General features: G+C 32.0%; 12 protein-coding genes. 7 read left to right on the top strand and 5 right to left on the bottom strand.

Annotation, left to right across the window (positions count from 1 at the left end):
* Positions 1 to 88: 88 nt before the first annotated feature.
* The gene (locus BM053_RS04205) at positions 89 to 529 is read right to left on the bottom strand and encodes a nuclear transport factor 2 family protein (protein WP_091474361.1); all 441 of its coding nucleotides are present in this window, start codon (positions 527 to 529) and stop codon (positions 89 to 91) included.
* Between the two features lie 101 nt (positions 530 to 630).
* Between BM053_RS04205 and panB the strand changes: the two genes are divergently transcribed.
* From panB to BM053_RS04185, 4 genes are read left to right on the top strand one after another with little or no spacing between them, the layout of a single operon-like run.
* Entirely contained in the window at positions 631 to 1,449 is an 819-nt protein-coding gene (gene panB / locus BM053_RS04200; RefSeq protein ID WP_091474359.1) for a 3-methyl-2-oxobutanoate hydroxymethyltransferase, read from the top strand.
* Between the two features lie 7 nt (positions 1,450 to 1,456).
* Entirely contained in the window at positions 1,457 to 2,152 is a 696-nt protein-coding gene (locus BM053_RS04195; protein ID WP_091474357.1) for an RluA family pseudouridine synthase, read from the top strand.
* Between the two features lie 28 nt (positions 2,153 to 2,180).
* Entirely contained in the window at positions 2,181 to 3,509 is a 1,329-nt protein-coding gene (locus BM053_RS04190) for an aldehyde dehydrogenase (RefSeq protein WP_091474354.1), read from the top strand.
* Between the two features lie 20 nt (positions 3,510 to 3,529).
* The gene (locus tag BM053_RS04185) at positions 3,530 to 4,249 is read left to right on the top strand and encodes a DUF2189 domain-containing protein (protein WP_167357285.1); all 720 of its coding nucleotides are present in this window, start codon (positions 3,530 to 3,532) and stop codon (positions 4,247 to 4,249) included.
* Positions 4,250 to 4,321: 72 nt separating this feature from the next.
* Here the strand turns inward: BM053_RS04185 and BM053_RS04180 are convergent, their stop codons facing one another.
* Positions 4,322 to 5,209: a hypothetical protein gene (locus tag BM053_RS04180; protein ID WP_091474350.1), complete on the bottom strand. Its 888-nt coding sequence runs from the start codon at positions 5,207 to 5,209 to the stop codon at positions 4,322 to 4,324.
* 118 nt (positions 5,210 to 5,327) lie between these two features.
* Between BM053_RS04180 and BM053_RS04175 the strand changes: the two genes are divergently transcribed.
* The gene (locus BM053_RS04175; RefSeq protein ID WP_091474347.1) at positions 5,328 to 6,362 is read left to right on the top strand and encodes a formimidoylglutamase; all 1,035 of its coding nucleotides are present in this window, start codon (positions 5,328 to 5,330) and stop codon (positions 6,360 to 6,362) included.
* 101 nt (positions 6,363 to 6,463) lie between these two features.
* Positions 6,464 to 7,708 carry a DEAD/DEAH box helicase gene (locus BM053_RS04170; protein ID WP_091474345.1) on the top strand — a complete coding sequence of 415 codons (1,245 nt, stop codon included), beginning with the start codon at positions 6,464 to 6,466 and terminating at the stop codon, positions 7,706 to 7,708.
* Positions 7,709 to 7,939: 231 nt separating this feature from the next.
* Here BM053_RS04170 and pdxH read toward each other — a convergent pair whose 3' ends face one another.
* From pdxH to BM053_RS04155, 3 genes are all read right to left on the bottom strand, one after another.
* Positions 7,940 to 8,584, bottom strand: coding sequence for a pyridoxamine 5'-phosphate oxidase (gene pdxH, locus BM053_RS04165; RefSeq protein ID WP_091474343.1), 645 nt, complete (start codon positions 8,582 to 8,584; stop codon positions 7,940 to 7,942).
* A gap of 87 nt (positions 8,585 to 8,671) precedes the next feature.
* On the bottom strand, positions 8,672 to 9,577 hold the full coding sequence (locus BM053_RS04160; protein WP_091474340.1) for a ribonuclease Z: 906 nt from the start codon (positions 9,575 to 9,577) through the stop codon (positions 8,672 to 8,674).
* Positions 9,577 to 10,749, bottom strand: a complete 1,173-nt coding sequence (locus BM053_RS04155) for a proline dehydrogenase family protein (RefSeq protein ID WP_091474338.1) — start codon at positions 10,747 to 10,749, stop codon at positions 9,577 to 9,579. The genes BM053_RS04160 and BM053_RS04155 overlap by 1 nt, the downstream gene beginning before the upstream one ends.
* 96 nt (positions 10,750 to 10,845) lie before the next feature.
* Here BM053_RS04155 and aroB point away from each other — a divergent pair, with 96 nt between their 5' ends.
* Positions 10,846 to 11,913 carry a 3-dehydroquinate synthase gene (gene aroB, locus BM053_RS04150; protein WP_091474335.1) on the top strand — a complete coding sequence of 356 codons (1,068 nt, stop codon included), beginning with the start codon at positions 10,846 to 10,848 and terminating at the stop codon, positions 11,911 to 11,913.
* The last annotated feature ends 74 nt before the right edge of the window (positions 11,914 to 11,987 follow it).

Below are 11,987 nucleotides of genomic sequence, written 5' to 3'. Positions count from 1 at the left end.
TCTAACAGATTAATACTGCAAAGTTAAAGCATCTATTGTAAGTATTTTATAATATAAAAGCTGTTTAGTATAAAGATTTTATAAAGATTTATTTGCTGTTTTTTCTTCTGGTATCAATAATATAAATAATTTTCCAAACATTATTCTCTTTAAAAAATGTAAAAGCATTTACACCAGAATGACTTAGTTTTCCGTTAATATAAAATTCGTAAGGCGTCCAAGCGTGTGCCATTGCTCCATCAATTTGAACTTTATAGCTCAAAATCTTTTCTTCAAATTTCATATCCGCTGGAAAAGTCGAAAATGATTTATAGAATTCTTCCGTTTTCTCATCAACTAATTTAGTTCCTTTCTGTCCTTCCATAATAGATTGTAAAATCATTGTAGAATGACAAACCGATTTAATTTTGATTGTATCTTTTACATGAAAACCTTCAAAAAAAGTATTAACAGTTTTTTCAATTTCAAACTGTTGTGCATTCATATTTAAAGCAAAACAAAGAATAAATAATGTTACAAAATTTTTCATATTTCAGTTTTTTAAAGTTTACTTTATTTGTATCAAAAAATGAATAATTGTTACACTTTTATAGAATTTGTAGTACTTTTACACTTCAAAATTCACCACTTATGTCAGTAGCAAAAAAAGATTACAAACGAATTACCACCAAATCATTGATAGAAATGAAAACCAATGGTGAAAAAATTTCTATGCTTACAGCCTACGATTATACGATGGCAAAAATTGTAGATACCGCTGGAGTTGATGTTATTTTGGTTGGAGATTCTGCCAGTAACGTGATGGCTGGACACGAAACGACTTTGCCAATAACCCTTGACCAAATGATTTATCACGCATCAAGTGTAGTTCGTGCTATTGAAAGAGCTTTGGTTGTGGTCGATTTACCATTTGGAAGCTACCAATCAGATTCAAAAGAAGCCCTACGTTCATCTATTAGGATTATGAAAGAAAGTGGCGGACACGCCGTAAAATTAGAAGGTGGAAGAGAAATAAAAGATTCTATCAAGAAAATTCTAAATGCTGGAATTCCAGTAATGGGACATTTGGGACTTACACCTCAATCTATATATAAATTTGGAACTTATACTGTTCGTGCCAAAGAAGAAGAAGAAGCTGAAAAGTTACTTGAAGATGCACAATTATTAGAAAAATTAGGTTGTTTTGCTTTGGTTTTAGAAAAAATTCCGGCGCATTTAGCAACAAAAGTGGCTCAAAGTATTTCTATCCCCGTAATTGGCATTGGAGCTGGTGGAGGAGTCGACGGACAAGTTTTAGTCATTCACGATATGTTAGGAATGAACAACGAATTTAGCCCAAGATTTCTAAGAAGGTATCTAGATTTATATGATCAGATGACAAAAGCCATAGGTAATTATGTTGCTGATGTAAAAAGTAAAGATTTTCCGAATGCTAGTGAGCAGTACTAGATAGCAAATGGCAGAGAAAATAATTTCGACAAAAAATAATCTACAAATTCTTCACGAAGACAATCACATTATTGTGGTAAATAAGCGTGTGGGCGATATTGTGCAAGGAGACAAAACAGGCGACAAACCACTTTCGGAAGTTGTCAAAGAATATATAAAAGATAAATACAATAAACCTGGTGAAGTTTTTTTAGGCGTTGTTCACAGATTAGACAGACCAACAACAGGAATTGTAGTTTTTGCAAGAACCAGCAAGGCTTTAACCCGACTAAATGAAATGTTTAGCAACCGAGAAACGCAAAAAACCTATTGGGCAGTAGTAAAAAACAAACCTCCAAAAAGTGAAGATAAATTAGTTCATTATCTGAAAAGAAATGAAAAAAACAACACTTCAAAAGCGCATATTAAAGAAGTTCCTGAAAGTAAATTGGCTTCTTTAGATTATAAAATTATTAAGGAGTTAAACAACTATTTTGCTTTAGAAATTAATCTTCATACAGGTCGTCATCATCAAATTAGAGCACAACTTTCTGCCATTGGTTCACCCATAAAAGGAGATTTAAAATACGGTTTCGACCGAAGTAATCCTGATGGTGGCATACATCTTCATGCCAGGAAATTAGTTTTTACACATCCTGTTACTAAAGAAAATATACAAATTATTGCGCCAGTTCCTGATGATGTAATTTGGCGAGCCATTTAATTTATTATATTAGCTAAAAATATTTTCGATGAATAATTTACCAACTGTTTCGCAAAGAAAAGAAGCTTTAAAAAAGCTCTTGAAAAATATTATCATTCACGAAGAAGAAATTCTGGAAGCTTTACATAAAGATTTTAAAAAACCAAGATTTGAAGGTATTGTTACCGAAACATCCTATATTATTTCGGAATTAAGGAATACCATCAATAAAATAGATGCTTGGAGCAAACCAAAACGGGTTTTTCCATCACTTCTAAATTTTCCTTCTTCGGATTATATATACAGCGAACCTTACGGAAAAGTGCTACTCATTTCCCCTTGGAATTATCCTTTTCAATTAGCAATTAGTCCGCTTATTGCAGCGGTTGCAGCGGGAAATAAAGTAACACTTAAACCATCTGAACTTACACCTTATACGTCGGCAATAATTTCAAAAATAATTAGAGAATCTTTTGAAGTAAAACACGTAGTTGCTGTAACTGGCGATTATACTATTGCTCAGGATTTACTAAAAAAACGTTGGGATTATATTTTCTTTACTGGAAGTGTTGCCGTTGGAAAAATTGTAGCAAAAGCTGCTGCCGAAAACCTAACACCAGTAACACTCGAATTAGGTGGAAAAAACCCTTGTATTGTAGATGAAACTGCTAATCTTCCGCTTGCTGCAAAACGCATAATTTGGGGTAAAATCCTAAATGCAGGACAAACCTGTATTGCTCCCGATTATATATTGGTTCATCATAAAATGAAATCCAAATTAGTCAAATATCTTATCGAAGAAATAAAAAATGCATTGGGAGAAAACCCAGAAGAATCTGAAGATTTTGCTAGAATTATCAACCTTAAAAATTGGGAAAGACAATTAAGTTTAATCGAAAATCAGAATATTCTTTTTGGTGGAGAATCTAACCGAAGTGATTTTTACCTTGCTCCTACACTACTCGACGAACCTAGTTTGGAAAGTCCTGTTATGAAAGATGAAATTTTCGGACCTATTTTACCAATCATTTCCTACGAATCAAAGGCAGATATTGAAAGAATTATTTCGAAATACGAAAAACCATTATCCCTATTTATTTTCTCAGAAAACAAGTCGTTTATCAAAGAAGTTTTAGGTAAATATTCTTTTGGTGGTGGTTGTATAAATGACACTATAATTCATTTTTCAAATAGTCGTTTGCCTTTTGGTGGAGTTGGTCATAGCGGAATTGGCGCTTATCATGGTAAGCTAAGTTTCGATACTTTTTCGCATAAAAAAGCCATTGTTAAAAAAGGAAATTGGCTTGATATTCCGTTGCGATATGCGCCGTACAAAAACAAAGTAAATATTATAAAACGAATACTAAATTGGCTTTAATTTAAACAAAAATGGAAGAAATGAATGACACTAAAAAATCTTTAGATTTAGGAGAAGTAATTAATGAAACTTTCGAAATCTGGAAAAAAACGGCACTCATGGGCGGATTGGCTTTTATGTTTTTAATGCTTATCCTAATGACGCTCGCAATGGTGGGAATTGGTTATTTTTTCAACAAAGAAGAACTTCCTGAACTGATGAAAAATTTTAATCCAGAAACGTTATCAACCAACGGAATGTTAATTTATTTTGCTGTCGTTATAGGTTTTACAGTGCTTATAAGCCCGTTTATAGCTGGAATGCTAAAAATGGCTCATGATGCAGATAATGACCAAGAAGTTACTTTTTCTTCAATATATTATTATGTAAATAGTCCTCAATTTTTGAATATTATATTAACTACAACTTTAATTTCAATATTCTCAGTAGGATTAAATGTATTACTAAAAAATGCGTTGCCAAATACTTCTGGAGATATATTAGGATTTATAGTATCCTACACAATATCAGTACTTACATTTATAGCAATCCCTTTGGTTATTTTTAAAAATTTAAATTTTATTGATGCTATCAAATTAAGTTGTTCAAGAATCCTAAATAACTTTTTTATTGTTTTATTATTAATGATTGTAGCTGGGCTATTTTCGGCAGTTGGAATCATTGCCTTGTGTATTGGTTTATTTTTTACAATACCATTTGCTTATGCAATGCAATATAGTATTTACAAAAGATTGGGTTAGAAATTATAATATCAAAAAAAATCCCGTGTCGTTTTTTAGAACGACACGGGATTTTTTTATACTTACTATAGTCTATTTTAAAGTAAAACTTGTTTTAGAAACCAATTCGGCTTTATCGAAAATGTTTACAAAATAAGAACCGCTTTGAATATCTGTAACTGGTAAATCTTTTTCAACTTTAACCGTTTTATTTTCATATTTTACAGAAGTTACAAAACTATAAGTCAACGATTTTTCGCCAAACATTTCTGTTTTTTTGTCACCTAAAACATTGCTTTTACTGTCTATTACTTGAACATAATAGGTTTTATCTCCAGATTTTGCGATTTGATTCTCGGCAATCATAAAACTAATTTTTAAAACATCAGCTCTGCTAGCCTTATCAGTAGAAACTTGTTTTCCTGAACCTTTTTGTTTTACAGCCGATGATTGTAAATTCAATACCGAAAGTTTCGATCCTTTCTCGATTGTATTGGCCATTTTAAAATTCTGGTCTACCAGCGTATCCGTATATTTTCTCGCTTCACCAAGAACAACAGCCGTACTATCTCGTTGCACCGTTAGTTTTGCATTCTCTCTTTTTAAACCATCAACTTGTTTCATCAAAACTGCCACATTACTTCTTAATGTAGCGGCTTCGGTTTTAAATTTTGACATCGAAGCAACATCTCCTTTAGATTTTTCTACATCGGCCATTAATTGCTGAATTTTATCTCTTTCGGCAATTAACTCTTCCGATAAAGTAGTATTTGATGATATAGCAGCATTAAGAGAATCTTTTTGAATCATTAAATCTTTAAGAACAGCATCTTTTTCGCTAATTAAAACATTTTCAACAGTTTTAGAATCATTTTTAATCTTATAAACATACCATAAACTACCTAATAAAAGTAGTGCTAATATTGCGATTATGGCTTTAAGACCTGAGTTGTTACTCTTTTTATTTGTTATACTTTCCATTTTGTAAACTTGGTTTTTTGAGGTTAATTAATTTATAGGTGCAATTTATATTATTATTCTGTAACTTTTAACGCAAGTTTAAAAAAAATAGTATTTTTGGTTCATCATAATTTCTAACATGGAAAACTTAATACGTTTCAAACAATCTGATTTAGCAAAAATTACAAATTTCCGAAACGGAGAAGTAAAATTTGGCGAAAAAATGATTACAGTACCTAAAGATGAGAATATTACAGAATTCATTACCCAAAGTGAAGCAAAATATGTCATTTTAGGAATTCCTGAAGACGTAGGAGTTAGAGCAAATTTAGGTCGATCTGGAGCAAATACAGCTTGGGATAGCGCCATACAAAGTATTGCAAACATTCAACACAACAGATTTTGCAAAGGAAATTCGGTTTTAATATTAGGTCAAGTAGATGTTTCGCAAGAAATGGATTTGGCAAAAGATTTAGACGAAGCAAAACCCGAAGACAGAAAACAACTATTTAAAATTGTCGAACAAATAGACAAAGAAGTTTCTCACATTATTTTTTCGATTGTAAAAGCTGGAAAAACTCCCATTATTATAGGTGGCGGACACAATAATGCTTATGGAAATATAAAAGGCACGGCACTTGCCAAAGGAAAACCTGTAAATGCTATTAATTTTGATGCCCATTCCGATTTTAGAATTCTAGAAGGAAGACACAGTGGCAATGGTTTTTCTTATGCTTTTGATGAAGGATTTCTTAAAAAATATTTCATATTCGGATTACACGAAAGTTACACCTCAAAAAGTGTTTTAGATTCGATAAAAAAAATAGATGACCGAGTTAGATATAATACTTACGACGAGATTAAGATTCGTCATCAGAAATATTTCGAACAAGAAATGATTCAAGCTTTAGACTTCATCAAAAATGATTTTTTTGGTATCGAAATCGATTTAGATGCTATTCCAAATATTCCTTCGAGTGCCATGACTTTAAGTGGTTTTTCGGTCGAAGAGTTAAGACAATTTATCTACTATTTTGGTCAAAACCAGAATGCAAGCTATATTCATATTTGCGAAGGCGCACCATCACTTGGCGAAGAAAAAAATAGCCATTTAATAGGAAAACTTATTGGTTATTTAGTTACCGATTTTATAAAAGGTAATTCTCAAGTATAGTTGAATTGGTTAACCGTTTAACTGTTTAATCGATTAACCAAATTAACGATTAAACGGTTAAACAAATCCACAAATAACCTATCTTTGCATAAAATTAAAATATGTTATTCGAAGATTTATCATTATCAAAAAGTATACAAAGAGCCGTTTTTGAAGAAGGTTACCTTAGCGCAACTCCAATTCAAGAACAATCTATCCCAATTATATTAGCAGGACAAGACTTAATAGGTTGCGCACAAACAGGAACAGGAAAAACAGCTGCATTTGCAATCCCTATCATTCATAATTTACACAGAATCGTAGGTTCATCAAAAAAAGAAAAACTAATTCGTACGCTTGTCGTTACGCCTACTCGTGAGTTGGCTGTACAAATAGGCGAAAGTTTTGATACTTACGGAAAATATACCAACTTAAAACAGTTAACAATTTTTGGTGGTGTGTCGCAAAATCCACAAGTAGATCAGCTAAAAAGTGGTGTCGATATTCTAATTGCAACGCCTGGAAGATTACTAGACTTGCACAAACAAGGATTTATTAATTTAGATCACATGCATCATTTAGTCCTTGACGAAGCCGACCAAATGCTAGACATGGGATTTATAAACGATGTGAAAAAGATTGTAAAACTAACGCCTAAAAATCGTCAAACTTTACTATTCTCGGCAACCATGCCCATAGCGATTCGTGAACTTGCCGAAATGTTTCTTACAGATCCTGCAACCGTACAAGTAGCACCAGTATCATCGACTATCGAAACGGTAGACCAACGTTTGTATTATGTAGATAAAGCTGACAAAAGACAATTATTGTATCATATTATTAAAGAAGAAAAACTGAGTAATATTCTTGTTTTTTCGAGAACAAAACATGGTGCCGATAATATTGCCAAAGCATTAAAAAAGCAAGGTTTAAATGCCGAAGCCATTCATGGAGATAAATCTCAGAATGCACGTCAAAGAGCTTTAGACAATTTCAAAAACAAAGAATGTGATATTCTTGTTGCCACAGATATTGCTGCTCGTGGTATTGATATCGAATTTTTACCTTATGTGATTAATTTCGATTTGCCGAATATTCCCGAAACTTACGTGCACCGAATTGGAAGAACAGGTCGTGCTGGTCGTGAAGGAATGGCTATTTCTTTTTGTGGAAAAGACGAAGAAGGTTACTGGAAAGACATTATAAAACTTACCAAAGCCAAAGTTACCACGATAGACGAACATCCTTTTCCTTGGAAAAAAGGTTCTGAAGAAACCACGAAAGTTCATAGCTCAAACCGAAGCGGCGAAAAAGAAAAATCTAGAAAATCTGATGCTTCGAAAAAGAATAAGAAGCGTTGGTATTAATACAAATAAAAAAAATGCTTTAGTTGGGGGACTAAAGCATTTTTTATTAACAATCAAATAAACTAAAAAACAAACTATCTTTTTACGAAGTGATTCGTACTTTTTTCTGATAAAAATCAAAACTCATTACTAAGTTTCGACAGTACAATAGTATGATAAAATTCGATAAAGTGATTAATATAATCGATAAAATGTATTTAATTTGTTAATTTATAATTATAATCTTACAATTTAAGGCGCTAATCTTTCTATCTTCCAAGAAAAGTCAGTATTTAATTTATAACGGATTCTGTCATGCAAACGATTCGGGCGACCTTGCCAGAATTCAACCTCTTGTGGTTCAACAATATAACCTCCCCAATTTTTAGGTCGAAGGATTTCTTTTCCTACACAATCAGCTTCTAATTGTTTTAGTTTTTCTTCCAGAACTGTTCTTGATGCTATTACTTCGCTTTGGTTAGACACTATTGCACCTAATTTGCTTCCGTCTGGTCTAGATTCGAAATAACCATCAGAAAGATTCTCGGCAATTTTTCTAACTCTCCCTTTTATAATAATTTGACGTTCTAAGGAATGCCAAAAAAAAGACAAACATACATTTGGGTTATTTGCTATGGCGCGACCTTTTTCGGAATCGTAATTGGTATAAAAAATAAAACCTTCGTAAGTAAATTGTTTCAAAAGTACTACTCGAGCTTTAGGAAAACCATCTAAACCAATAGTAGAAACAGTCATGGCATTTACTTCTTCTACTCCGCCAAAATCTTCTACTTCATGAAACCATTTCTTGAAAAGCATTATTGGATCTTCTGGAATATTAGTTTCCAATAATTCACTTTTCTCGTATGATTTTCTGTAATTGCTTAAATCTTCCATTTTTTGATTTTTTATTGTCGATTTGGTTATTTGTGGATTTGGTTATTCGAATAACCAAATCCACAAATAACCAAACAAACATTTATATTATAATTCAAAAACTTTACCATCATCTCCCAAAACTGCATTTTCAAAAATTGTTTGTGCTTCTTCCTTAAAAAGTTTTATCGATTCGTACCTGGTAGAATAATGTCCTAAAATAAGTTGCTTGCAATTAGCTTGCAATGCAATTCTAGCGGCTTCTTTAGCGGTTGAATGCATGGTTTTTTTAGCTAATTCTACTTCCGATTCTAAAAAAGTGGTTTCGTGATACAAAACATCTACATTTTTAATAATCGGAATAATCTCCTCATTATACATCGTGTCAGAACAAAAAGCGTAACTTTTAGGAGCTTCCGGATCGAAAGTTAATTCTGAGTTTGGAATTACTCGTCCGTCTTCTAAAGTGATGTCTTTTCCGCTTTTTATATTCTGAAAATAACAAGTTTCTATTTCGTAATTCTGAACCGCATTTACATTCAGTTTGCGTTCTTTTATCTTTTCTTGAAACAAAAATCCATTAGTATAAACCCTGTGTTTTAGCGGAATTGTTTTTACAATTACTTTATCATCTTCAAAAATAATTTCCGATTCGGTACTTGTAAGTTCTACAAAATGCAAGTCATATTGTGGCCAAGAATTAGATAATTTTAACTGTAATTTTATAATTTCCTGAATTCCTTTTGGGCCATAAACTGTTAAATCATTATTCCTATTTAACAAATTAAAAGTCGAAATTAATCCTATTAATCCATAAAAATGGTCGCCATGCAAATGGGAAATGAAAATATGATTTATTGCCGAAAACTTAATTTTATTCTTACGCAATTGCACTTGAGTTCCCTCGCCACAATCTATTAGAAACAATCTATTTCTTATTTCTAATACTTGCGAAGTTGGGTTTGTAAATGTTCTCGGTGTGGCTGCATAACAACCTAATATGGTAAGATTCATTAGTTTTTCCCTTTTCTGCGATTGCGTTCGGTTTTTATTAATAGTAATTCGCGACTGGTTTGTCCTGCTACCGAAGTATTTTCTTCGGCACGACGAATTAAGTAAGGCATCACATCTTTTACAGGACCAAAAGGCAAATATTTTGCTACATTATAACCTTCGTTAGCTAAATTATAACTGATATTATCGCTCATGCCATATAATTGCCCGAACCAAAGTCTAGAATCATTTTTAGAAATACCTTTTTCTTGCATTTTTTGCATTAAAGTGTAAGAACTCAATTCGTTGTGAGTTCCTGCAAAAATGGCCATTTTATCGATATTATTAATCATATAAGAAACCGCTGCATCAAAATTATCATCGGTTGCTTGTTTCGATTCGCAAATAGGAGATTTATATCCTTTTTCTTCGGCACGTTTGTTTTCTTTTTCCATATAAGCACCACGCACGAGCTTCATTCCTATATAAAAACCTTCCGTTTTTGCTTGTTCATGCAATTTTTTAAGATAATCTAATCTGTCCCAACGATACATTTGTAACGTATTGTAAACAATTGGTTTTTGTTTATTATATTTTTGCATCATTCTAGCAACCAATTCATCGGCAGCATCTTGCATCCAACTTTCTTCACCATCAATTAATAATGAAATATCATTTTCAAAAGCCTTTTTGCATACTTTCTCAAATCGTTGTTCTACCCTATTCCATTCTGCTTGTTCTGCTTCGGTTAGTGTTTGTCCTTCTCCTAATTTTTCGTATAATTCAAATCGTCCAAAACCTGTTGGTTTAAAAACTGCAAACGGAATGGCTTTTTTTTCTTTAGCAAAATCGATAATCTTCAAAGTCATTTGCATTGCATCATCAAAATGTGCTTCGTCTTCTTTGCCTTCTACCGAATAATCTAAAACCGAAGAAACTCCTTTGGTAAACATTTTATCGACCACAGGAATACAATCGTCTTCAGAAACTCCACCACAAAAATGGTCGAAAACAGTGGCGCGAATTAATCCTTCAACTGGCAAATTAGCATTTAAAGCAAAATTTGTAACCGCAGTTCCTATTCTAACTAATGGCTGAACGGCAATCATTTTAAACAAAAAATAAGCTCTATCTAGCTCGGTATCACTTTTTAGTGAAAATGCATTTTGGGTATTATCGAAAATTTTATCCATATAAATAATAATGTTATGCAAATATAATATAGTAGCGTATTTTTTTATGCAAATTTTACTTTATTTTGCACAACATATAAAATAATACTAGCCATCATGGTTTCAATAGTTTCAAACGGATATTCAATACATTTCAACCAAGACGGTTATGATTTTTTAAATCGTAATATTAAAGAAAATAATTACTCGAAAATTTTTGTTTTGGTCGACGAAAATTCGAATGAATATTGTCTTCCTCAATTATTACCCATGATTGAAACTAAATCTGAGATAGAAATTATCGAACTCGAATCGGGTGAAGAAAACAAAACCATCGAAACCTGTATTCAAATTTGGAATGTTTTAATAGAATTAGGAGCTGATAGAAAAAGTTTAATCATCAATCTTGGTGGTGGTGTAATTACGGATATGGGCGGATTTATAGCGTCAACTTTCAAACGCGGCATTTCTTTTGTAAATATTCCAACGACTTTATTGTCGATGGTTGATGCTTCGGTTGGTGGAAAAAATGGAGTCGATTTAGGTGGATTAAAAAACCAAATTGGAACCATAACCAATCCAGAAATGGTGATTATAGATTCTAGTTTTTTAGAATCGCTTCCGCAAAACCAAATGCGTTCTGGTCTTGCCGAAATGCTAAAACACGGATTAATTGCTAAAAAATCACATTGGGAAAAGTTTAAAAATCTAAAAGAAATAGATTTTGATGATTTTGATGATTTAATTTTCGAATCGATAACTATAAAAAGTGATATTGTAACTCAAGATCCTACCGAAAATGGAATTAGAAAAGCATTAAATTTTGGACATACTTTAGGTCATGCCATCGAAACTTATTTTTTAGAAAATTCTGATAAAACAAATTTGCTTCACGGAGAAGCTATTGTTGCCGGAATGATATTGGAAAGCTATATTTCTTTAGACCAAAAGTTAATTTCCGAAAGTGAATATGCTGAAATAAAATCGACATTAAACAATATTTTCGACAAGATTATTATCGATGAAAATGAGCAAGAAAATATCATCGAATTGCTTATTCACGACAAGAAAAATGAGTACGGAAAAGTACAATTTGCACTTTTAGATGGCATCGGAAAAATAAAAATAAATCAAGCTACTGATAACGAAACAATTATCGCCGCTTTTTTGGATTATAAAAATTAATGATTTTTTAATAAAATATATATTATCACATTAATATTTTTTTAAATTTGCGCTATGAATAACGGCTGTAAAGA

Origin of the sequence: Flavobacterium swingsii, from assembly GCF_900111965.1 — a bacterium.
GTDB lineage: Bacteria > Bacteroidota > Bacteroidia > Flavobacteriales > Flavobacteriaceae > Flavobacterium > Flavobacterium swingsii.
The sequence above is the reverse complement of the archived record's forward strand: the minus strand, read 5'-3'. Positions and strand labels throughout refer to the sequence as shown.

Bases quoted from the DNA above. Each gene is read 5' to 3' on its own strand.
- BM053_RS04205 (WP_091474361.1), bottom strand. From the start codon at position 529: ATGAAAAATTTTGTAACATTATTTATTCTTTGTTTTGCTTTAAATATG.
- panB (WP_091474359.1), top strand. From the start codon at position 631: ATGTCAGTAGCAAAAAAAGATTACAAACGAATTACCACCAAATCATTG.
- BM053_RS04195 (WP_091474357.1), top strand. From the start codon at position 1,457: ATGGCAGAGAAAATAATTTCGACAAAAAATAATCTACAAATTCTTCAC.
- BM053_RS04190 (WP_091474354.1), top strand. From the start codon at position 2,181: ATGAATAATTTACCAACTGTTTCGCAAAGAAAAGAAGCTTTAAAAAAG.
- BM053_RS04185 (WP_167357285.1), top strand. From the start codon at position 3,530: ATGAATGACACTAAAAAATCTTTAGATTTAGGAGAAGTAATTAATGAA.
- BM053_RS04180 (WP_091474350.1), bottom strand. From the start codon at position 5,209: ATGGAAAGTATAACAAATAAAAAGAGTAACAACTCAGGTCTTAAAGCC.
- BM053_RS04175 (WP_091474347.1), top strand. From the start codon at position 5,328: ATGGAAAACTTAATACGTTTCAAACAATCTGATTTAGCAAAAATTACA.
- BM053_RS04170 (WP_091474345.1), top strand. From the start codon at position 6,464: ATGTTATTCGAAGATTTATCATTATCAAAAAGTATACAAAGAGCCGTT.
- pdxH (WP_091474343.1), bottom strand. From the start codon at position 8,584: ATGGAAGATTTAAGCAATTACAGAAAATCATACGAGAAAAGTGAATTA.
- BM053_RS04160 (WP_091474340.1), bottom strand. From the start codon at position 9,577: ATGAATCTTACCATATTAGGTTGTTATGCAGCCACACCGAGAACATTT.
- BM053_RS04155 (WP_091474338.1), bottom strand. From the start codon at position 10,749: ATGGATAAAATTTTCGATAATACCCAAAATGCATTTTCACTAAAAAGT.
- aroB (WP_091474335.1), top strand. From the start codon at position 10,846: ATGGTTTCAATAGTTTCAAACGGATATTCAATACATTTCAACCAAGAC.